This is a genomic window from Kosakonia sp. S42 (assembly GCF_016624785.1).
GTDB lineage: Bacteria > Pseudomonadota > Gammaproteobacteria > Enterobacterales > Enterobacteriaceae > Kosakonia > Kosakonia cowanii.
In genome coordinates this window covers 30,497-52,581 of record NZ_JACVTW010000028.1, presented here as the reverse complement: position 1 = coordinate 52,581, position 22,085 = coordinate 30,497, and the positions used below count along the sequence as shown (strand labels likewise).

14 protein-coding genes, 1 tRNA gene and 14 pseudogenes are annotated in these 22,085 nt (G+C 49.5%); 17 read left to right on the top strand and 12 right to left on the bottom strand.

The genetic code is table 11. The features are described from left to right. From IAE50_RS26130 to IAE50_RS21180, 5 genes and pseudogenes are all read left to right on the top strand, one after another. Nucleotides 1-118: pseudogene (locus IAE50_RS26130) on the top strand (IS66 family insertion sequence element accessory protein TnpB); the annotation flags it as partial. Then, nucleotides 115-465 carry an IS66 family insertion sequence element accessory protein TnpB gene (tnpB, locus tag IAE50_RS21195; RefSeq protein WP_009309933.1) on the top strand — a complete coding sequence of 117 codons (351 nt, stop codon included), beginning with the start codon at nt 115-117 and terminating at the stop codon, nt 463-465. The pseudogene IAE50_RS26130 and the gene tnpB, both read left to right, overlap by 4 nt. Nucleotides 466-496: 31 nt before the next feature. Continuing rightward, nucleotides 497-2,088: pseudogene (locus IAE50_RS21190) on the top strand (IS66 family transposase). 24 nt (nt 2,089-2,112) lie between these two features. Then, nucleotides 2,113-2,892: pseudogene (locus tag IAE50_RS21185) on the top strand (IS110 family transposase); the annotation flags it as partial. Nucleotides 2,893-3,166: 274 nt separating this feature from the next. Continuing rightward, a pseudogene (locus IAE50_RS21180) lies at nt 3,167-3,451 on the top strand (transposase domain-containing protein); the annotation flags it as partial. Nucleotides 3,452-3,825: 374 nt separating this feature from the next. On the opposite strand, the gene IAE50_RS26125 reads toward IAE50_RS21180, so the two are convergent. Both IAE50_RS26125 and IAE50_RS21170 read right to left on the bottom strand, forming a co-directional pair. Continuing rightward, nucleotides 3,826-3,975, bottom strand: coding sequence for a hypothetical protein (locus IAE50_RS26125; protein WP_234467273.1), 150 nt, complete (start codon nt 3,973-3,975; stop codon nt 3,826-3,828). A gap of 1,027 nt (nt 3,976-5,002) precedes the next feature. Further along, nucleotides 5,003-5,604, bottom strand: a pseudogene (locus IAE50_RS21170) (recombinase family protein). A gap of 240 nt (nt 5,605-5,844) precedes the next feature. On the opposite strand from IAE50_RS21170, the pseudogene IAE50_RS21165 reads away from it, so the two are divergent. After that, nucleotides 5,845-6,530 (top strand): annotated as a pseudogene (locus tag IAE50_RS21165) (IS6 family transposase). A gap of 203 nt (nt 6,531-6,733) precedes the next feature. Here IAE50_RS21165 and IAE50_RS21160 read toward each other — a convergent pair. The 4 genes and pseudogenes from IAE50_RS21160 to IAE50_RS21145 form a co-directional block, all read right to left on the bottom strand. Further along, the gene (locus IAE50_RS21160; RefSeq protein ID WP_200581190.1) at nt 6,734-8,350 is read right to left on the bottom strand and encodes a methyl-accepting chemotaxis protein; all 1,617 of its coding nucleotides are present in this window, start codon (nt 8,348-8,350) and stop codon (nt 6,734-6,736) included. A 65-nt stretch (nt 8,351-8,415) separates the two neighbouring features. Continuing rightward, nucleotides 8,416-8,562 (bottom strand): hypothetical protein, encoded by a 147-nt coding sequence (locus tag IAE50_RS21155; protein WP_200581189.1) that lies wholly within the window; start codon nt 8,560-8,562, stop codon nt 8,416-8,418. A gap of 107 nt (nt 8,563-8,669) precedes the next feature. Next, nucleotides 8,670-8,883: pseudogene (locus tag IAE50_RS21150) on the bottom strand (IS1 family transposase); the annotation flags it as partial. A 427-nt stretch (nt 8,884-9,310) separates the two neighbouring features. Next, on the bottom strand, nt 9,311-9,688 hold the full coding sequence (locus tag IAE50_RS21145) for a hypothetical protein (protein WP_200581188.1): 378 nt from the start codon (nt 9,686-9,688) through the stop codon (nt 9,311-9,313). 248 nt (nt 9,689-9,936) lie between these two features. On the opposite strand from IAE50_RS21145, the gene IAE50_RS21140 reads away from it, so the two are divergent. Continuing rightward, nucleotides 9,937-10,137: a hypothetical protein gene (locus IAE50_RS21140; RefSeq protein ID WP_200581187.1), complete on the top strand. Its 201-nt coding sequence runs from the start codon at nt 9,937-9,939 to the stop codon at nt 10,135-10,137. Nucleotides 10,138-10,297: 160 nt separating this feature from the next. On the opposite strand, the gene IAE50_RS26775 is transcribed toward IAE50_RS21140, so the two are convergent. Together IAE50_RS26775 and IAE50_RS21130 are read right to left on the bottom strand one after the other, a co-directional pair. Next, nucleotides 10,298-10,393, bottom strand: coding sequence for a hypothetical protein (locus IAE50_RS26775; protein WP_375287815.1), 96 nt, complete (start codon nt 10,391-10,393; stop codon nt 10,298-10,300). A gap of 30 nt (nt 10,394-10,423) precedes the next feature. Continuing rightward, nucleotides 10,424-10,710 (bottom strand): annotated as a pseudogene (locus IAE50_RS21130) (transposase); the annotation flags it as partial. 68 nt (nt 10,711-10,778) lie between these two features. On the opposite strand from IAE50_RS21130, the pseudogene IAE50_RS21125 reads away from it, so the two are divergent. From IAE50_RS21125 to IAE50_RS21105, 5 genes and pseudogenes are all read left to right on the top strand, one after another. Then, nucleotides 10,779-11,937, top strand: a pseudogene (locus IAE50_RS21125) (Tn3 family transposase); the annotation flags it as partial. Nucleotides 11,938-11,987: 50 nt separating this feature from the next. Further along, a pseudogene (locus tag IAE50_RS21120) lies at nt 11,988-12,247 on the top strand (integrase core domain-containing protein); the annotation flags it as partial. 460 nt (nt 12,248-12,707) lie between these two features. Then, entirely contained in the window at nt 12,708-14,123 is a 1,416-nt protein-coding gene (tnaA, locus tag IAE50_RS21115) for a tryptophanase (protein WP_200581186.1), read from the top strand. A gap of 114 nt (nt 14,124-14,237) precedes the next feature. Continuing rightward, nucleotides 14,238-15,485, top strand: coding sequence for a low affinity tryptophan permease TnaB (tnaB, locus tag IAE50_RS21110; protein WP_200581185.1), 1,248 nt, complete (start codon nt 14,238-14,240; stop codon nt 15,483-15,485). Between the two features lie 53 nt (nt 15,486-15,538). Next, a pseudogene (locus IAE50_RS21105) lies at nt 15,539-15,778 on the top strand (helix-turn-helix domain-containing protein); the annotation flags it as partial. A 10-nt stretch (nt 15,779-15,788) separates the two neighbouring features. Here the strand turns inward: IAE50_RS21105 and IAE50_RS21100 are convergent. Together IAE50_RS21100 and IAE50_RS21095 are read right to left on the bottom strand one after the other, a co-directional pair. After that, nucleotides 15,789-16,632 (bottom strand): annotated as a pseudogene (locus IAE50_RS21100) (IS5 family transposase). Between the two features lie 267 nt (nt 16,633-16,899). Beyond that, nucleotides 16,900-17,002 (bottom strand) — tRNA-OTHER (locus tag IAE50_RS21095). A gap of 191 nt (nt 17,003-17,193) precedes the next feature. On the opposite strand from IAE50_RS21095, the gene IAE50_RS26120 reads away from it, so the two are divergent. From IAE50_RS26120 to IAE50_RS26110, 3 genes are all read left to right on the top strand, one after another. Beyond that, entirely contained in the window at nt 17,194-17,553 is a 360-nt protein-coding gene (locus IAE50_RS26120) for a hypothetical protein (protein ID WP_234467272.1), read from the top strand. 33 nt (nt 17,554-17,586) lie between these two features. Next, the gene (locus tag IAE50_RS26115) at nt 17,587-17,922 is read left to right on the top strand and encodes a hypothetical protein (RefSeq protein WP_234467271.1); all 336 of its coding nucleotides are present in this window, start codon (nt 17,587-17,589) and stop codon (nt 17,920-17,922) included. 852 nt (nt 17,923-18,774) lie between these two features. Next, complete coding sequence (locus IAE50_RS26110; RefSeq protein ID WP_234467270.1) at nt 18,775-19,254, top strand: hypothetical protein; 480 nt, start codon at nt 18,775-18,777, stop codon at nt 19,252-19,254. A 3-nt stretch (nt 19,255-19,257) separates the two neighbouring features. Here the strand turns inward: IAE50_RS26110 and IAE50_RS21080 are convergent, their stop codons facing one another. Next, on the bottom strand, nt 19,258-20,058 hold the full coding sequence (locus IAE50_RS21080; protein ID WP_200581194.1) for an MBL fold metallo-hydrolase: 801 nt from the start codon (nt 20,056-20,058) through the stop codon (nt 19,258-19,260). A gap of 84 nt (nt 20,059-20,142) precedes the next feature. On the opposite strand from IAE50_RS21080, the pseudogene IAE50_RS21075 reads away from it, so the two are divergent. Both IAE50_RS21075 and IAE50_RS21070 read left to right on the top strand, forming a co-directional pair. Beyond that, nucleotides 20,143-20,334 (top strand): annotated as a pseudogene (locus tag IAE50_RS21075) (hypothetical protein); the annotation flags it as partial. 84 nt (nt 20,335-20,418) lie between these two features. Further along, nucleotides 20,419-21,441, top strand: a pseudogene (locus IAE50_RS21070) (IS110 family transposase). A 296-nt stretch (nt 21,442-21,737) separates the two neighbouring features. Here IAE50_RS21070 and IAE50_RS21065 read toward each other — a convergent pair. Beyond that, nucleotides 21,738-22,076, bottom strand: a complete 339-nt coding sequence (locus tag IAE50_RS21065) for a hypothetical protein (protein ID WP_200581184.1) — start codon at nt 22,074-22,076, stop codon at nt 21,738-21,740. Nucleotides 22,077-22,085: the final 9 nt, after the last annotated feature.

The window sequence follows — 22,085 nt, the reverse complement described above, 5'->3', positions numbered from 1 at the left end:
CGCACTGAATGCCTCATCCTGTTGTGTTGAGTTCCGCCACGGAAAAATGACGCTTGAAAACCCGTCATCAGAGTTGCTGTTCGTGCTGATCCGCAAGCTGACCGGGAGGACACAATGATATCCCTCCCGTCAGGCACCCGTATCTGGCTGGTTGCTGGCGTCACAGATATGCGAAAATCGTTCAATGGCCTGGGCGAGCTGGTACAGCATGCACTGGATGAAAACCCGTTCTCCGGCCACCTGTTCATCTTCCGGGGACGCCGTGGCGATACCGTGAAAATACTCTGGGCTGATGCTGACGGCCTGTGCCTGTTGACCAAACGACTGGAAGAAGGCCAGTTCATATGGCCCGCGGTCCGTGACGGCAAAATCGCTATCACCCGTTCACAACTCGCTATGCTCCTCGATAAGCTGGACTGGCGCCAGCCAAAAACAGCACGTCTTAACTCACTGACAATGTTGTAAAAAGAACATGACCGCATTATAAATGGGGGTCATGAGTCAGGACTGTCTCGCCCGTATCGTTGCGCTGGAAGACGCGCTTCGCCAGAAAGACAGCCAGCTCAGTCTCGTTGCAGAGACTGAGTCGTTCCTGCGCTCAGCGCTGGCCCGCGCCGAAGAGAAAATCGAGAACGAAGAACGCGAAATAGAGCATCTGCGGGCTCAGATAGAAAAACTACGCAGGATGCTGTTCGGTACCCGCTCTGAAAAGCTGCGTCGCCAGGTGGAAGAAGCCGAAGCCCTGCTTAAACGGCAGGAGCAGCAAAGCGATCGCCACAACGGACGGGTAGACGATCCGCAGGTACCCCGCCAGCTGCGCCAGTCCCGCCATCGTCGCCCGTTACCGGAACACCTTCCCCGTGAGATACACCGGCTGGAGCCCGCGGAAACCTGCTGCCCGGCATGCGGTGGTGAAATGGTGTACCTCAGCAAAGTCAGCGCGGAGCAACTGGAACTGGTCTCCAGCGCCCTGAAGGTGATCCGCACGGTCAGGGTGAAAAAGGCCTGCGTCAGATGTGACTGCATCGTTGAAGCCCCTGCACCATCACGCCCCATCGACCGGGGTATCGCCGGGCCGGGTCTGCTGGCCCGGGTGTTAACCGCGAAATACTGCGAACACACGCCGTTATACAGGCAGACAGAAATTCTTGCACGACAGGGCGTTGAGCTGAGTCGTGCACTGCTCTCCAACTGGGTGGATGCCTGTTGCCGGTTAATGGCGCCGCTGGATGAGGTCCTTTACCACTACGTGATGGACTGCCGCAAACTGCATACGGATGATACCCCGGTGCCGGTACTGGCACCGGGCAGAAAGAAGACGAAAACCGGACGTATCTGGACGTATGTACGCGATGACAGGAGCGTGGGATCGTCAGACCCGCCAGCGGCGTGGTTCGCCTTCTCGCCGGACAGGCAGGGGAAGCATCCTCAGCAACATCTTCGCCATTATCATGGCGTACTGCAGGCCGATGCCTTCGCGGGGTACGACCGGTTGTTCAGCGCGGAGCGTGACGGAGGCCCGTTAACAGAAGCTGCATGCTGGGCTCACGCGCGCCGAAAAATCCACGACGTCTATATAAGTACTCAAACGGCGACGGCAGAGGAAGCTCTGAAACGTATCAGCGAGCTGTACGCAATCGAAGAAGCAATACGGGGCCTCCCGGCAACTGAGCGGCTGGCAGCCAGGCAGTCCCGGAGTAAGCCGCTGCTGATATCCCTGCATGACTGGTTGGTGGAGAAAAGCGCCACGCTGTCGAAAAAATCCCGGTTAGGTGAGGCGTTCGCTTATGCCCTGAACCAGTGGGATGCCCTGTGCTACTACTGCGATGACGGTCTGGCAGAAGCTGATAACAACGCCGCTGAACGTGCGCTCCGGGCCGTCTGCCTGGGGAAGAAAACTATATCTTCTTCGGGAGCGATCACGGTGGTGAGCGTGGTACACTGCTGTACGGTCTGATCGGTACGTGCAGGCTGAATGGAATCGATCCGGAGGCTTACCTACGCCATATCCTTAGCGTACTGCCGGAGTGGCCTTCCAATAAAGTGGCTGAACTTCTGCCCTGGAACGTTGAGCTCACCAGGAAATAGCTGTCAATATGGCACTTACTGATCGCTTACGTGATGGGCAACAGAAACGATGTCATGGATGCCCGTGCTATCTGGATGGTGGTTCAGCAGCCGGCTAAAGCCGTCGCTGTGAAAACCGAGGAGCAGCAGGCGGTGCTGTCGCTGCACAAGATGCGGCGCCAGTTGGTGAAGTTCCGCACCGCGCAGATCAATGCGCTGCACGGCTTACTGCTGGAGTTCGGCGAAACGGTGTGCAAGGGCCGGGCATCACTGGACAAGGCAATGCCAGAGGTGCTTGAGCGCCTGAAGGAAAATCTGCCGCCGTTCCTTATCTACCAGATTGAAGACCAGTATCGGCGGCTCAGTGACCTTGATATGCAGATAGATGGCATCGAAAAACAGCTTGCCGCCTGGGCGAAACAGAATGAGGCCTGTCTGCGGATCATGGATATTCCGGGCGTCGGCCCGTTGGTTGCCACAGCAGCAGTCGCCATTATGGGCGATACAGCAACCTTCCGCTCAGGGCGAGAGTTTGCGACCTACATTGGCCTGGTGCCAAAACAAACAGGCACTGGCGGCAAAGTACGACTTCTGGGTATCCGTAAGCGCGGCGATGCCTATATGCGGACACTGTTTATCCATGGTGCCAGGGCAGCGACGTTGCTGGCAAAAGAGCCGAATCCGTGGGTGACGGAGCTGCTGAAAAGACGGCCGGCCAGCGTCGCGGTGGTGGGGATGGCCAACAAGATAGCGCGTACGGTGTGGGCCCTGGTAGCCCATAACCGAAACTACGACAAAAAACACGTTAGCGTCAGGCCGTTCTGAACGGCCTGTGCTGACAAAACATTAACTCTTTTAACAGAAGGGTGAATGCTGAAAGGTTGCCAGGGCAGCCGTAGTGATGACAACGACAGGTAAGACCGTGACTTGCTAAACCTGAAGCGCGTCCAGAGCCTGAAGCTCGTAGTGGGAATAAGGGGTAAGTCAGCGAATCTCATCGGGGCCCGCAGCAGTGGCTGCAACAAGGCCGGATATAGAGCTGCAACCTACCGTCAACGTCAAAACCACGAATGCCTTGCAAACGGGATGCGTTCATATAGATGCGCTGAACGTCTTCTGCCGTAATGGCTGGGTGGAAACCGACAATAACCTGTGTGAAAGCGCTCTTCGTGTTGTGGCGCTGGGTCGCCGTAACTGGCTGTTCTTCGGTGCCGATGGTGGGGGTGAGGCCGCAGCGGTCATGTACAGCCTTATAGAAATCTGCAAACTGAACAAGGTCAAGCCGGAAACCTGGCTGCGTTACGCCATTGATCATATCCAGGAATGGCCGGTAAACAGGATCCATGAACTACTGCCGTGGAATGTAGCGCTGCCTGTAAACTAAACCTTACTCTGCGTCCCACGCCGTGCGCTTACCATTGGGGTAGCAGGTCTGCCTCATTTTATTAACGATGTCGATCATAACCTTCTTCAAATCACCCGGGATATCCCACCTTTTTCGCGGGATATCTGGATACGCGTACATTTCATATCAGTATCCCTCACAAAAAAGACTTTTTCCGTCTGTGATACCGGATCGATTGTGGTGATTTTCGTGACGCTATCATTGCCCATCAGGCGCGGTAACTCAACGTTTCCCCATATATTACCTTCACGCAGCGATTGCCCCACTACGGTCCTGACTTCTCCGGATACCTGTTTTACATAAGACGCGGAGACGTCCTTCCAGGCCTTAATGCTCTGCGGGTTGTTGAAATCCTATTCAGGCATTTTAATGTTTTTATCTTTGATTGTGGGTTCAGGCGTGGCACCACCGCGGGACTTGGCGATGGTTTCTGCAACGTCAGGGCCGCCGACACCTTCAGTGCGTCCTGACCAGAAAAAGGCACTGTCCGGATCGGTGGACATCAGGGGTTCTATTTCTTTAAGGTTGATGAGGCTCTTAGACGTGTTGCGCCATGCATTGAAGGCTGAGCCTCCTTTTGCGCCGTCAAGGCATCCTGCAAACGCCCCCCGTCCAGCGAAAGCCACTTCTGACCGTCAGAACCTTCTCCCCATAATTCTCCGCCTGTGTAATCCCCACCATAGCCCCCACCCATGCCTCCCGCAAAACCCAGCAGGGCTATCGCCGGAACAGCCAGAACTGCCGTAGCAGCGAGTCCCACGCCCAACAGTACTCTATCCAATCAGTCCGGGATTCCCGGACTGATTACGTCAGTCTGCTCTTTACTGCCACCAATATTGACATTGGGAGAACCGTCGCTGATTACATCACTGCATGTCAGGCGGCCCCCCCAGTCCGTTGATATAGACGCGTGAAGACTCTTCTGCCACCCGCTGTCGGGCCGTACTCGTCACGGTCACCCGCAGAAATTACGACATAACTGCCGGCCTTCCGTTGATGAACACGCTTGATGAACCGGTGACCAGATGGCCGGTTTCGTGGTGGGTGCCCATGACATGCTGCCCAGAACTTCTCCCAGTCCACCGCCACCTGCAGCACCGGTGACCGTCGAGGCCAGGACTATCGTTCCTATGCCCCCCGCCTCGCCTATCAGACCGAGCATCAGCCAGCCTTTAGAGCAGAGTGTTCTATACCGTCCCCCACGCGTGCAGCGGAAAAGGCTTCAGTTGCACCACTGGCTGAGGTAAGCCTCAACGACTTCAATCGTATCCAGACCGTCGGACAGGAGCAGTCTTGATATCAGTCCCGGTATTCTGGCACCGGTTATCTCCCGCAGCACAGATCGGCCAGCATGCTCGCCGTCAGGTATTGGAGACAGCATCAGCGGTTTGCCATCATCATCAAAGAACAGATAGCTTCCGTTTCTGACCCGGCTGAGATCAACAGATGAGTAGGTCAGAAATTGAAAGGAACACAGTCAGTTCGCGGCTGTCATGGTTATCCCCTCAGCCCCTACAACCTGATTAATGTTTAACTACTGACCGGACTTTTCGACCAGATGCGTTTTACCTGACTCACACTGCATGAGTGGCTGTGCGCGAAATTGTCATGCCAGACATGCGAAGTGCAATGATGCGTTCGTGCGTTTTGGGATCCGGCCTGCGCTCTTTGTACTTATCCAAAGCTTTTGCCAGCTCAACGCCCTGCCGCTGCCTTTCACGACGGGTCTCATAATCGTCACGTGCCGTCTGCAGGGCCACCTTAAGCAGCATCGGACTCAAGCATGATTCTGGCGACTCCGTTCTGACTGACGGCAAAGCCCGGACAGGTCCACTATGCGGGGATGACCAGCTTTACCCCTTTTGCTTTTATAGAGCCGATCAGCTGCTCGGCCTCTGTTAGCGGAAGACGGCTTATGCGGTCAATCGTCTCAGCCACGACGACTTCACCAGGCTGCAGGTCGGCAATCATGCGCTGAAGTTCAGGTCGGCCTGCCCGGGCACGGATGCCTTCTCTTTATAGACGCCGGCGACATAAAAACCCCTGCCCCGAGCATCTTCAATAATGCTGTTCTGCCTTGTCAGCTCCTGCTCCTCGGTACTGACACGTAGATATATACGTGCGGTCTGCATAGTCACACTGACAACACTGGCGAGTGAAATTCCATGTATACCGCTCCCTGGAAATGAATATTCCCATGAACTTTAAGTCCGACGTAAGTGCCCGGGCTGAGAAACGCAATTTTCTCAGCATGTACAATCTCAGTCGTGTAGATGCGCAACCATTCCGGCTGCCCGGTAAGCAGAACGGCACTGTTGCAAAGATCAGCAACCTAGTAAAATTTGGTAATAAATCTGTCAACGGTAGCGCCAATGAACGTATTTAAAGGTCGTCATTTTAACAGGGACATTATTTATTGCAAATACGGCTCAGCCACCGTGAACTGCAGGAGATGCTGGCTGAACGTGGTGTCAGTGTTGACCACACCACCCTTTATCGCTGGGTTCAACGCTATGCCCCCGAAATGGAAAAAAGGCTGCGCTGGTACTGGCGAACCCCTTCCGGGTTCTGCTCCTGCATCCCGATGAAACTTATATCAAAGTTAATGGCCGCCGGGCTTACCTCTACCACGCCGTTGACAGCAGAGGGCACACCCTCGATTTTTATCTCTCCCCCGCGCCGTAACAGCAAGGCCGCATACCGGTTCCTGAGTAAAATCCTCAACAACGTTAAAGGCTGGCAGATCCCCCGCCTCATTAACACCGACAAAGCTCCCACATATGGTCGCGCGCTGGCGTTGTTAAAACAGGAAGGCAGGTGTCCACTTGACGTTGAACACTGGCAGATAAAACACCGGAACAACGTGATTGAATGTGAGCATGGCAAACTGAAACGGATAATCAGTGCCACTCTGGGGTTTAAATCAATGAAGACCGCCCGTGCCACCATCAAGGAAATTGAGGTAATGCGTGCGCTGCGCAAAGGTCAGGCTGAGTCATTTTACTTCGGTCATCCCCAAGGTGAGATGCGTCTGGTAAACCGGTTTTTTGAAATGTAGGGCTTTTCAGTAATATAAAAGGCCACTTCATCGCGAACTTTGCAACAGTGCCTACGCAGGAACCTCAGTTTTTCCCCGTTGGAATTTTCGTAAGTGTGTATCGGAGGCCATATTGAACGATGTGTGTTATTCATCAGACGATATGACATTTGATGACAGCGGTCAGAAAGCACCTCCGCGCTGCAACGCGGAGGGCTGAGGGTTCAGAAACTTTTCCAGCCGGCATCGCTGGCCAGTGTCAGGTGCGCCGGCGCCTTACTGCCCGCTGCCGCGGCGGGTTCCGCCAGCACAAACCTGGCGACCAGCTGATTCAGCGTCTCTGCCTGCGCCTGCAGCGATTGCGAAGCGACCGAGGCCTGTTCCACCAGGGCGGCGTTCTGCTGCGTGACATCGTCTATCTGGTTCACTGCCTGCTGCACCTGGCTGATGCCCTGGCTCTGCTCAACTGCAGTCGCCGCGATTTCGCTCATTAGTTTGCTAACCTGATGGATAGCGTCATTCATCTCCCGCATGTTGCTGCTGACGTCGCTGGCCTGTGCGGCCCCGACTTCGGTCAGAAGATGTGACGCTTCGATCAGCCCTTTAATCTCACGCGCGGCGGAAGCTGAGCGCTGTGACAGGCTGCGTATTTCACCAGCCACCACCGCAAAGCCTTTACCGTGCTCGCCGGCGCATGCAGCTTCAATCGCTGCGTTAAGTGCCAGAATATTGGTCTGAAAGGCGATGCCTTCGATCATTGAAATAATGTCAGTGACCTTGTGCGAACTGCTGCGGATATCATCCATGGTCGAGAGCATGGTGGTGAGCGAGGTGCTGCTTTTTTCCGACAGCGAACTGGCATTGGCCGCCAGCTGGCTGGCCTGACATGTGTTGTCGGCGGTCTGACGTACGGTTTCACCCAGTTCAGTCATGCTGGCAGCGGCCTGCCCCAGCGAGACAGCCTGCTGCTCGGTACGCGAAGAGAGATCTTCGTTACCGGCAGCAATCTGCACTGACGCGCTGCCCACCGAGTGCGACGCGCTGCGCACGGCGCTCAGCGAACTGGCAACGCTGCGCATCAGCTGGTTGAAGAAGTGCGCCATATTGCCAACCTCGTCATGGCGGCTTTCGTCAGCGCTCAGCGTCAGGTCGGAATTTTCGCTGGCGCACATCATCACTTTGCCGACATCTGCCAGGCTGCGGCGGATGCGCAGCACGGTGAACAGGGCAAACAGACCGAAAATCACCACCGTTACCCCAACGCCGCTGATAGTGGCCCACAGCACATTATGGAAGATGCTGTGGTTAGTGGCGCGTAACCCATCACCGATAGCTATATTCAGCATCAGCTGCTTTTGATAAGCGGCGATCAGCTGGCGGATGGCAGCGCCAATGCCGTTCTGGCCTTCAATCAGGTCCAGGCTGATGACATTCTGATGCGCCCGCGACGCGTTGAGAAAGGCAGGCAGCCGCTCGTTCACACGCTGAATGTTGCTGAGCGACAACTCCGTCAGGCGTTTGTCTTCCTCACTGGAAATGTCATAGTTTAAGTAGTAATTGGTGAGCGACCTGAGACCGGCAATCTGCTTATCAATGTCCGTTTCCACCGCAGGCATGTTGCTGTCCTGCAGCTGGATCTGGTGTTTGTAAAGCGTCAGCGCCAACTGATTGCTGCGGTCAATCAGTGTGTTGAGGTTTTTAATCGACGGGATGGCACTGGTCTGCACATACTCAAAGCGCTTCTGAAAGTCGGCAAGCAGCGAGATGGCGAGCACCGCCTGCAGGATAATGGCACCAAAGAGCATGGAAAAAGTCAGCAATAGTCGTCGGGAAATGTTCATCTTATTATCCTTATCTGGGGTTCCGGCGTAGAACCCCATGCTCATTCAACACCTTCCACAGTCCCTTAGTCGGATTCAGGGCTGTAAGGCGGCAGACAGTGGCGTTCAATATTCATCACCATCGCCCGGTTCTGTGCCAGTGACGCACGGTGATGTGGCGCTTCGTCCAGTATGAGATAAATTTGCCCGCCATACTGCGATGAAAAACTCATAAATCGTTCTGGCATTAATTAGGTCCGGTGGTCGTGAGCCAGTTCAACCATCCGAAGTTTGAAGTCACTGGAATAGACGGTACGCGATTCAGGGTCGTGACGCAGACTTAGTGGTAATGGTTAATCGTCGGATACCATCCGATGATCTTATCGTGCATTGCTTCTGCACCTTGAGAAGCAGATGGTCCTGCGGGCGGGACGTTTGATATGTGTTCGCAGGTTCAGGTTATGCCGCTCGATACGCTGCGTGTATTTTCTGCTGACAACATGGCTGATTGAGTCCAGCAACGTCTGATATACCGGCCAGGCATCGGTCATGTAAATGCGATTGTAAGCATACCTGTTTTAGTTCCACACACTTTTTGAGACTTCCGGGCGCGTCAGTATTTTAATATCGTCTGCTGTCAGGTTTCCCTCAAATTGATTAATTCGAAGGCTGGATAAGCCACGAATTACATCTGTCTTTTATTTTCTTTTATATGACTGTCTTTACGAATGATATACTTTATAGAAAGGAATATATTTTTGATTGAAACATAGGTTCCTAGGTATAACAACCCACAAATTGATTAGAGAAGGCTCTTTGGGTATGCTATCATGCTCAAATTTAGATGTAATGCCGGAACTATCAAAAATGAAATAACAAGGCATAAATAATGCCATTTTTTCAAAATGCATCGCAAGCACCTTCATCGACTGTACCAGAACCAGTGAACTGGTTCTGGTATGATGCAACAAATCCGTGGGATTATCGGCAGGTTCCACCAAAGCCGCCATCATTACAACTACTGCGGCCTCGGTTATCTGAATTGCTGTTATCAGAACCTTTGAAGCACCCTTCTGCGATAACCCCGCCGATCAATCCACCTGCAAAGCCGAGCGGAGTACCGGATGACAGGCCTTTTATAAGACCACCTGCAACTCCATTTGAACAATCTCCCTGACCTAAGCCTTGGTTTTTAGCGGCAGTATTACCCAAACGTCCATTAACCTGCGCATCATAGCCTATCCCGCCCAAGGACAAGCTATCCCGGGATCTTCCAAAATTGGTTTCATGATATCCAGAATTACCACCTCCACTTACTTGAGCTATCCCATCAAAAGGCAATCCTCTGATATTTTTCATAAAATCCCACTTCTTTTATCTTTGTTAAATGTACTCTCGGTACCATTGCATGTGCAACATGCGCATTAAGAGTGAATAACCGTAATATTTTGTAAGTATAAGTGGATAATATCTTGGGTGATTGTAAGCAAATTACAGTATTCTCTTTGCACAGAATTACAATCGGTTATTTTATAACAGTTTATTCTGTGGGACACCTTAAGGCTAACCTGCATTTAGTGCAACCCGGCGGGACCGGGCGGGCGTCAATGGTGTACTTTATTGATCGCCGCCAGAATCTGTTCGGGAGAAGCCAGACCGGCAAAGACTGTGATGGTTCCGGGCGACGCATTCCCGACAGGCATCACAATCAGTCCTGGCGTATCCGTGAGCGCCTGCGCGAGCGCATCATTTTTTCCAGAATAGGGGCATGGTCCACGGCGTTCAGCTCATCCACGCCGACGGCGTGAGCCACAGCTTTAACATCCTCTATCGTCAGGTCACCCTCGATATGCCCGGTGTGGTAAATTTCGTTGCGGTATGTCAGGCAGCCAGCTGCGCCTTTTGTTTTCCAGACCCCGATACAAAGGGGCGACACCTCCCGCTTCGATGCAAATATCGGCCACATCTTTAAAGATGTACCGCACGGCGGATTTTCATCATCTGCTCCTGCTGTTGTTGCTGCAGCTTCTGGCTGACCTGCACCAGTTCTTCCGGGTGCGCCAGCAGATAGTCAGCCGCTATTCTCCCGATCCGGGCTTCCCGCTTCTGGCCTGTCGTCAGAACTTTCGGCCCAGTGCCGTCTTAAGTGCTTCCTTATCCAGCATGGCTTAAGCGAGCGACTTCTTGAGGCGGGTGCTCTCATCTTCAAGGGACTTGAGTCGCTTCACTTCAGAGGTTTCCATGCCGCCAAACTTCTTGCGCCAGGTATAGAAGATAGCATCTGAAATAGCATGCTTGCGGCAGAGTTCCCGGACCGAAACCCCGGCTTCGGCTTCGCGAAGGATACTGATGATTAGTTCGTCGGAAAATCGCTTCTTCATGGGTATGGCCTCATGTGATTTATGAAGACATTACTGACATCGCGGTGTGTTAATCAACGGGGAGCAAGTCAGACAGTCTGATGGCGGTAATAATGGCGCAGGCCATGAATCACGGTAATCTGACGATGTCCCAGACCAGCGATATTCCCTACCATGCTCTCAACGATTCCTACGAGCAATACCTACGTCTCCCCACTCTGAAGGCCGCATGTGACTGTATTGGCGACGGAATTAAGACGCTTCCAGTTTTCCCGTATTATTCACTGGAGTTGGGGGAACTGTATGGCGCTGTCGATGGGCAAAAATTCAGCGTCGAACGCCCGACGATCAAAGCCCGGGCATCAAAAAAATATTTTGGACTTGGGAAGGGCGTGGTGGCCTACACTCTGCTGTGCAACCATATTCCACTAAATGGTTATCTCATCGGCGCCCATGAGTATGAAGCACATCACGTTTTCGATATCTGGTACAGGAATACCAGCGGGTATTGTACCAACGGCGATAACCGGTGACATGCACAGTATTAACCAGGCCAATTTTGCCATTCTTCACTGGTTTGGGCTGCGTTTCGAACCCCGCTTTATCTCAACAGAGGACATGCTGAAAGAGCTATACTGCGCTGGCGATCCGGAGCGTTATAAAAAATGTCTTATCCAGCCTGTAGGTCAAATAAATGAGCAAGTTATCATTGATGAAAAACCACATCTGGAGCAGATTGTCGCCACGCTGGGGATGAAAGAAATAACTCAGGGTGCCCTGATCCGAAAATTGTGTACCTATTCAGCGGAAAACCCGACAAGGCAGGCCCTGTTTGAATTTGATAAACTGATCCGCAGTCTTTACATCCTCCGGTATCTTCGTAACCCGCAGGTGGTCAGAAACAGCCACCGGTCTCAAAATCGCATTGAATCCTGGCATCAGTTTCGTTCAGCAATCGCGCAGATTGGTGGTAAAAAAGAGCTGACCGGACAGAATGATATTGAACTGGAGATCAGTAATCAGTGCGGGCGGCTGCTCAGCATCATTATTATTTATTATAACTCAGCCCTGCTGTCACGGTTGCTGCAGAAGTATGAAGAGGTTGGTAACACCCGGGGCCTTGCTCTTCTCAAACGAATGTCCCCCGTAGCCTGGCAGCATATTTTTCTGAATGGGCATTACACCTTTATCAGTGAAGGGAAAGAACTCGATCCGGACGCCATGATTGAGGGGCTGACGTTGTCATAAGCCGTATGGCAAGTCCGCAAAATTTTGGCGGCTTCCCGCTTACAACCCCTAAAACGCGGAAGTTCGCGAAAGAACTGAATCTGGAGCCGTGCACAACGGCGGTGAGCAGCTTGCAGAACAATGGGATGGCCGAACGGTTCGTGAAAACGATGAAGGAAGACTATACGCGTTCATGCCAAAACCGGATATGAGAGCAGTCCTGCGAAATCTTGCAGTAGCGTTCACGCATTACAATGAAAACCACCCGCACAGCGCGCTGGGATATCCCTCTCCGAGGGAATACTGGCGGAAGCGGACACCGTTAACTTAAGCTACAAAAGCTGTCCGGAAATGGCGGATCAAGATCAAAACATTCGTGACCAATTTCACAAATGAATACAGAGCGAATAGACAAATAAAATAATTCTAATAGTGTATGCCGTGTCTAATGGAGAACGTACATTATGAACATCATAAATAAATCGTATAAGATTTCAAAATGGTTTAATGTTGACAGTATTATTGTCAATCGCCGTCCTTAAGTCCTCAAACTTCTCCGCATTAATATTACGTCAAGCAGATTAATTTTCTGTTTGCAACATCCCATACGAATTTTGTGATTCTGAGTTCGCTACAGCGATCGGCTTAAGCATGTATTTAACACATCTGAGCTAAATATTGCTGTGATCACCAGACGTCAAGAATAAGCATTCGTATTGCGCAAAAAATAAATGGTATTCATTACCCATGGATGCCAGCAGGACGAGTGCGTCTAAATTTAAGGATTACACATGAACAATTTTAAACATCTGCCAGAACCTTTCCGTATCCGCGTTATCGAACCGGTAAAGCGCACCACCCGTGAGCACCGTGATAATGCCATTGTCAAAGCCGGGATGAACCCGTTCCTGCTGGACAGTGAAGATGTTTTTATTGACCTGCTGACTGACTCTGGCACCGGTGCCGTCACGCAAAATATGCAGGCGGCGATGCTGCGCGGTGATGAAGCTTATAGCGGCAGCCGCAGCTATTATGCGCTGTGCGATGCGGTAAAAAATATATTCGGTTACCAGTATACAATTCCCACTCACCAGGGACGCGGCGCCGAGCAAATTTATATTCCGGTGTTAATTAAAAAACGCGAGCAGGAAAAAGGCCTCGACCGTAGCAAAATGGTGGCCTTCTCTAACTATTTCTTTGATACCACCCAGGGCCACAGCCAAATCAACGGTTGTACCGTACGGAACGTTTATATTAAAGAAGCTTTTGATACTTCTGCCCGCAATGATTTTAAAGGTGATTTTGATCTCCAGGGGCTAGAAAATGGCATCGAAGAAGTCGGGCCAAAGAACGTCCCTTATATTGTTGCAACCATTACCTGTAACTCTGCAGGTGGCCAACCGGTTTCTCTGGCTAACCTGAAAGCGATGTATGAAATAGCAAAAAAATACGATATTCCGGTGGTGATGGACTCCGCGCGCTTTGCTGAAAATGCCTATTTCATTCAGCAAAGAGAGCCCGGATATCAGGACTGGACAATTGAGCAAATCACCCGCGAAACCTACAAATACGCTGATATGCTCGCCATGTCAGCGAAGAAAGACGCGATGGTGCCAATGGGCGGCTTGCTGTGTATTAAGAACGATGGCTTCTTTGATGTCTACACCGAGTGCCGTACCATTTGCGTGGTGCAAGAAGGCTTCCCAACCTATGGCGGTCTGGAAGGTGGTGCAATGGAGCGTCTCGCCGTTGGTCTGTATGATGGCATGGGTCAGGACTGGTTGTCCTATCGCATTACGCAGATCCAATATCTGGTCGATGGTCTGGAAGCCATTGGCGTAACCTGTCAGCAGGCGGGTGGGCACGCAGCGTTTGTCGATGCGGGTAAACTGTTGCCGCATATTCCGGCCGACCACTTCCCAGCCCAGGCGCTGGCCTGCGAGCTGTATAAAGTCGCCGGGATCCGTGCCGTGGAAATTGGCTCCTTCCTGCTGGGTCGCGATCCGAAAACCGGTAACCAGCTGCCGTGTCCGGCAGAGCTGCTGCGTTTAACTATTCCACGCGCCACCTACACCCAAACGCATATGGACTTTATTATCGAAGCGTTTGAACACGTGAAAGAGAACGCCGCTAACATTAAAGGCCTGACCTTTACCTATGAGCCAAAAGTCTTACGTCACTTTACGGCAAAATTAAAAGAAATTTAATCTTCAACTATTCCAATGGCTATATCTCTGATATAGCCATTTTTGATTATGGCACTTGGCACTATTTTATTACTAGCACAACATCAACTTAACCGTTATTATTAAGGGAAGACCATGGACGAAGATTCAAAGACAAAACATTCCTCATTCTGGGGCATTATGGTCATTGCTGGTACTGTCATTGGTGGCGGTATGTTTGCATTACCGGTTGACCTTGCTGGGGCCTGGTTTTTTTGGGGCGCATTTATTCTCATCATATCCTGGTTTTCAATGCTCCACTCCGGACTACTTTTATTAGAAGCCAATCTTAATTATCCGGTCGGCTCGAGTTTTAACACCATCACCAAAGATTTAATCGGTAATAAATGGAATGTGGTCAGCGGCATTACGGTGGCCTTTGTACTGTATATTCTCACCTATGCCTATATCTCCGCCAATGGCGCCATTATCAGCGAAACGATCGCTATCAATGCGGGGACACACGTAAACCCGCGCATTGTCGGGATCGGCAGCGCGATTTTTGTCGCCAGCGTACTGTGGGTGAGTTCACTGGCTGCAAGCCGTATCACCTCCTTTTTTCTCGGTATCAAGATCATCGCCTTTATTGTGGTGTTTGGCTCTTTTTTCTTCCAGGTCGACTACTCCATTCTGCGTGATATCGCGGTCCCCGAGCATAACAGCCACTATTTCCCCTATATTCTGATGGCCGTACCAGTGTGCCTGGCCTCGTTTGGCTTCCATGGCAATATTCCCAGCCTGATCATTTGCTATGGAAAGCGCAAAGATAAACTGATTAAAAGCATCGTCTTCGGTTCCATTCTGGCGTTGGTGATTTATCTGTTCTGGCTCTATTGCACCATGGGGAATATTCATCGTAGTAACTTTAAAGAGATTATTGCCTCAGGTGGCAACGTGGACTCGCTGGTTAAATCCTTCCTCGGAACCAACCCGCACGACGTGATTGAGTTCTTCCTGCTGATTTTCTCTAACCTGGCGGTGGCAAGTTCGTTCTTTGGTGTCACGCTGGGGTTGTTCGATTATCTCGCCGACCTGTTCAAAATGGGCAATACGCCGTGGGGACGATTCAAGACGTTGTTATTGACTTTCTTACCGCCAGCGGCTTTGTATCTTATTTTCCCGAACGGTTTTATCTATGCCATTGGCGGTGCCGGATTGTGCGCCACCATCTGGGCGGTGATTGTGCCTGCATTCCTGGCGCTGAAATCGCGCGAGCGATTCCCGGATAAAAACTTTACCGTCTGGGGCGGAAAAGTCATCCCTGCGGTGGTGATTGCGTTCGGGGTGATGGTGATTCTGTGCTGGTTTGGCAACACGCTGAACCTGCTGCCGCGCTTTGGCTAAAAACGCGCTCCAGCCGGGCGGCGAGAGCGGCCGATTACTTCTGAATCAGATGTACCGACGGCGAAATGGGTCAGATGGTGGTTACCATCCTGTTTGCCGTAGCCCAAGCTGAAAGGCGGAGAATACTGGAACGTACGAATGAGGGGCGGTAGGAAGCTAAACTGAAAGGTATCCAGTTTGGCCGCAAGCGCACCATCGACAGAGAAAGAGTTCTGGCGTTTCACCGGAAGGGGACTGGCGCAACTGAAATTGCCCGGTTGCTCAGCATTTCTCGCTCAACGGTAAGATACTAGGGTGTGTCCCTTAACTTAACAACCACTTTAAAAATAACCTGATTGCTCCCAGTTTCAGCATACTCAGATAGTTTCTCGCCGTTTTTTCTGAACGTGTTGCGATACGGCGATTTTCTTTTAGTATCGCAAAACAGCGCTCCACGACATTGCGTTTTTTGTACCGTTGTATATCGAGTTTTCGACGCCTGTACTGACTGGCTTTTTCATTCGATTTGAAAGGAATTACTGTTTTTATTTCTTTTATTTTCAAATGAATACGAAAGTTTCCATCTGAGTATCCCTTATTTGCCAGGACTGCTTTTGGACGTGATTTCAGGCACCCACTTTTGCGAATAACGCCGACCCGGTTGAGTAAAGCTTTCGCATACTGGCTTTCATGAGCCTGTCCACCGCTCAGGCAAAAACTTAACGGCAATCCGGTGCCATCTGTCGCCAGATGGATTTTGGTGCCAAAGCCGCCGCGAGAGCGACCAGGCCCATGATCGTTGAGTTCATCAGGATGTTTTTTTTCGCGCCTGCGGCTGCTTTCAGGGCACGAATGTTGCTGCCATCAAGCGCTATGACATCCCAGTCAACCTGCTCTTTTTCATCCAGAATTTGGAGTAATCTATTGAAAATACTGTTCATTATCCCGGCTTTAGACCACCGGTTAAAACGGTTGTAAATCGTTTTCCAGCGACCATAACGTTCAGGTAAATCCCGCCAGGGCGCACCGGAGCAAAGCACCCAAAATGTGCCATTCATGACGTGGCGGTGCGCAAAGTAAGGGCGTCCCCCTCTGGAGGAACCTCTCTCCGGGGGAGCATAGGGGAAATCAGTGTCCATGCATCATCAGGGAAATCGTAACGAGCCAAATTAAAGAACTTTTTGTAGTCAAACCGTGCATCAGATTGTACAAAAAATAGTTACGGGACACACCTTAGAAGATGTCACAAAAGTTATAATATGATTTTTATTGAATATTACATATTTAGGAAAGAAACAAAACCATTCGTTTTGAATGAGATCCTCAAAAAAACACTTTTTCTTTAGTCAAAAAATGCAATCGATTTTCATGAAGTTAAAATTTTCATTTTAGGAACAGGATACTGCAAAGTCGGACAGGCCAATATAGAATGGAGTGGCGGAGAGAGCAGGATTCGAACCTACGACACGATAAATCGTGTGGACTCAGGAAATTTTGCAATTACCTTAATCTGGCTTAAACCACTCGCCCACCTCCCCGCATTTAATTCAAAAACACATAACCATATAAAAGAAATGGATAAAAGATGCCAAGTGATGTTTTGTGAGTTGAATCGCAGAATATCACTGTCGGCGGGTGTTTTTTTTAGTATTTGACGTGAGTGGCAAAATTAAATCTGTAGTTGATGTAGGTTCCACCTGATTTGCCACACATTAAGGGAGATATTATTATGGATGATATTGAGTTGCTTGCCTTAAGAGAAGAAAACTTCTACAAGACTGCAGAGTGCGTAATTTTCAGGGATTATAAATGCAACTGTACCAAAGGATGGAAAGACGTTGACAGATTCATTGTCTACAGAGCAGATGAAACTGGTGTGACTGAAATAATTAATGATGAAGTCGGCGACCATAATTTAGACATTCTGATTGAGCTGGCCAGGAGTAATCTTGGCAAAAAAATTATTATTTCAGGAGGACATACTGTTGTAAATCTTGACGATCGTTTTGCAGTAAGCAATGAGGTTGAGAAATCAGCCAGATTCTGTATCGATTATATTGTAAAATCAAAGAAACAGTTAAACATTTAGCCTGATTTTCTCATGGAAATCAATGATTTTTACATGGAGAAAAGCGACGGACATGAAATCGATGGTGCTAATAATTACAGAAAGATGGCGACATCACCATATATTATCCCGGAAAAAATAAATGCCTACATCAAAGAAAATAACAAACGCTATGGTATAGATATCAGGTCATTTTATGTCAGTGAAAAGACCATGGCAGATCGGTTCAAAAGACACATCAAAAATTCTATGGATGATAATATTTTGTTTAATCGACAGGGTAGCAATATTTTAATGACAGTTGACGAACAAACATTTGCCATTATAGACGATAATAAATCTACCTGCGCTGCAGGCAATGCAGCCACGTTCAGGGCGATCAAGTATTAAATTTCCTCCAATAAGATTTTTGATAATTACACTTCTCATATCGGTGTATTCCCACTTTGCTCGCGAACCAATGTTCTTAACGGATACAGGGCAGCGTCAGCGTTCTATGGAAACCTCTCTTTACCTTCGCTGCTGGTGTTTTTCGGAAGATCCTGTTTTGAATAGCACTTGTAGATAATAAGAAGACTTATGTTCATCATTAGATGAGTAATATTATGCGAATTTCATATTTATACTGGCCTGTAACTTTTTTTCTACTGCCTTTGGGACCGGTATTTTCTTTTTACCTCAGGCAGTAGGCCCCGTTGTACTTGGAATGGTACCTTTTTTTGTATTTATCACTGGTGCTATGTTAGTTTCACTAATGGCTCACTATTTTTTTTAAGTTTATCACTTTTCACCCAGATAAAGATTACCTGGCAGCCTCCTCGAAATTTATTGGACGCCGTTCTACATCTGTAATTTGTGCATTGTTTATAGTTTCGATGATGATTATTGTTCTTATAAACTTCATAGCACTGGTTAATGTGGTAAGTTCATTTCTCTCAGAGAGTTTAATTGTCCGTTTTTTTGTCTCGCTGTTTTTAAGTTCAGCCCTTTCTGTGATCTGGCTACTTTTTAATAACGAGGTGGAAAAGCTTATTTCGCGGATCGCGCTTCTTTCTATCATTTCGGTTGCAGGGGTGGCTGTATTATTTTTCTTTCAGCCAGTCCGGGAACAGTTAATAAACTTACCGGCTATGGGCTCTTTTAATAGCCTCGCTATTATTACCTGTTTTTCTTTTCACTTTCAATTTTACCCCATGCATCCAGCGCTTCACTAAAAACTCCGAAAATCCGGAAGCGCGAAAAATGATTGCAGGAAAAATAATTATCTTTGCGTTTATTATCATTTTTGTCTTGGCAGTCAGTCGGTTATTAACACCCGAAGATATTAATATTATCAACCACAGAAATATTGATGCTCTTTCTTATACTGCGAATCTCAGCGGTAATCAGGTTGTGTGGTTTGGTGCAGCACTGCTTCTTTCTCTGCTGACTGCTGGCGCCTATACAGGAACACTGACAGGTGTTATTGACGGGACAGGTTCTTTTGGTGCATTGAACAAGAGGGTTATTTTAAGCTGCAACATTTTCATCTGTACCGTGTCCGGAACAGCAAATCCCAGCATAGTGAAAATAATTGCTAATGGTTCGATGCCAGTCACAGTCACTACGGTGTTCTTTATCCCATCCGTATATTTTATAATCAAGGGAGGCATGCTGATGAAAATCGTCGGCACCCTGGTGCTGCTCAGTGGCTGTGCCGTGATAGTAACTCTGTTTATTTAAACCCTACCCAAGAACATAAACATCACCTGTTGCCGGAGAGACTGCTTCCGGCAACCACAAGCAACCCCATTTACCAGTACAATGACAACCCATTATTTTATCTGGTTTGTGAAGGTGTAGAAATTGTCTTATCTTCCAGAGCCTTAGAGGTGATGCACAGCGCAGATGAAAACCACCGAAAATGGCATGAATATGATTTATCCCGGTTATATTCTGGCAGTGACGTACGATATCAATCAACCCACGATGACCACAACCGATAAAAATGATCAACCCAAAGTCGGATTTATAAATTAAAACCCCCTCATCTTTTACATAATCCTCTTTCGTATTCTTATGACCGATTACGCCGTAAGCACGCGGTTTGGCTACAGGGATCTCTCCTGACCACATAAAACGCTCCCCGATATGTAGTGGGGTACTGCTGTACTCCATGCGAAAACGTGAAAAATCATTATGTATCGACAATTTTTTAATTCTGGCGGTATAGCCTGGAAACCTTACAGCCGAGTAGCGCTCATCCGCCACCATTGGATGGCATATTATCCGACATGCGTCAGGTATCCACGGAACACCGCCACAATGGTCATAGTGACCGTGGGAAAGTACAGCTGCGGTAAGGTTTGTCAAATCGACTCCCATTAAACCTGCATTATGCATGAAGCTATCATCAGGGCCGGTATCAAACAGAACTGAATCATTTTCATCCTGAATCAACAGACTGAGTCCGGCTTTAGCACGCAGCAAATTTTTAGAGCCGGGCTTAAGCCGGTTTTCCAGCAGGACGCTGATGGTTATGGACATGTTCGCTCTTTCCCTGAAATAATTCGTTACAGCCAGGCTGCGATAACTCTGTGAGGCACAGTCAATAATACTCCATTCCCGGAGTGGAACACGATTTATATACAGGCAGCTTTTGCTCATCTCCGGAGTCAGGACGAAACGCTGAATGATGAGGATATTGCTGTGCCACGGGCATACATTATGCTCGGCCATTATTCCTTCACACTGGCAGTGCTGGTGACTAAAGGGCATCGGCGACCATTAAAAGAGGCGTCAGAGGAAGAAAACATTGCTTAACGAATGGAAGGGACTTCCCCTGGATATGCGCCTGATTAACTCTTGTGCGATCATGGGGTAAACACAGCCCCGGAGGGATTCGTTATGACCATCACTACTGTCGGTATCGATCTTGCTAAAAATGTGTTCGCTGTTCACGGTGTTGACCTGAATGGCAAAACAGTTCTGATTAAATCCAGAGTAAGCCGCACCGCTCTTCCCGGATTGATTGCTGGTTTGCCGCCCTGTGTTATCGGAATGGAGGCCTGTTCCGGAGCGCATTACTGGGCAAGACTGTTCCGGCAGTATGGTCATGAGCCACGTCTGATGGCCGCTAAATTTGTGTCTCCTTACCGGCATGGCCGGCAAATCAGGGAAGAATGATGCAGCTGATGCTCAGGCTATCTGCGAAGCGGTTCGTCGCCCACATATGCGGTTTGTACCAGTGAAAGACGAAAGCCAGCAGGCCATGCAGTGTTTACATCGTACCCGTCAGGGTTTTATCGAAGAGAAAACAGCAACATATAATCGCCTGCGGGGCCTGATATCAGAATTCGGCGTCATTGCGCCACAAAGTACTGATGCCCTGCGACATATGGTTTCTGCACAGAAGGGTTCTTTACCCCTTAAGGTTCAGCAATGTGTTGATGATTTGCTGGAGCACGTTGATCGCATTGAAGCTAACATAGCTGAATATGACCGAATTTTGTCCCGCATGGCCAAAACCGATCACCGCAGCCAGCGGCTGATGGAATTGAAGGGAGTTGGCCCTACAACTGCCTGTGCGCTGGTCGCCAGTATCGGTAATGCCCATGATTTTAAGAATGGGCGCCAGCTGGCAGCCTGGCTGGGACTGACGCCATCGCAGTACAGCAGCGGCGGAAAGTCAAAGCTCGGCAGGATCACAAAAGCCGGCGATTCGTATCTGAGAACACTTCTGGTCAGGGTGCCCGCCCGGTCCTGATCGGGGCGGAGAAAAGGACTGACTCATTCAGTCGTTGGGTCTGATCACTGGTCGAACGCAGAGGATACTGGCGCGCTGTTGTTGCCATCGCCGCCAAAAATGCAAGGCTGTGCCGGGCATCATTGCATTACGGTGATGATTTCAGGCTGTACTCAGCCAGCTAACGCACGAAGGAACAGAATGACCATCTGATCTGCAACTCGTTGATGATAAAGGGTTAGACCCCGTGAGGATTATCTGTAAAACGTACAGGATATACGTATCCGCTTAGCGAACAAGAACCTCACGAGCGTCTTTCATCAGGGTCCGAATCGATAACGATTCATTATGACCGTTTATAGTACCGCAGTCTCTCCCCTTTATTTTTAACTGTAGTGCAGACCCACTCCATTAACACCGGCGTTGACATGCCGGGGAAGCCCTTATAGTACGTTTTCGTACGGTTGGGCTTCAGACCCCGTTACCTGAAAACCCCGTATTTTTCTTTAGCTCGATCATTCGAATACGAGCGAGCACGCTTAATCCTTTTCTCTAAATCATCGGTCAAAATCACCCTTACGTGTAAGTCACCATCATTAGTTTCAAGTCCAACGGTTAGATCCTCTTGCAAGGTTCTTCCAGTAAGCGCGCAAATAATAGTCACAACAACAGACACCCATGAGCCAGGATCCTCATACGGTTTAACACCATATATTCGGATAATATTACTTGCAGGGAATATATAGTTTTTCCCTTCATTCCTAATCAACTTAATCATCCCTTTATCTGAAATCTGAATGTCATCGAAATATTGATCCATGTTCCTAAT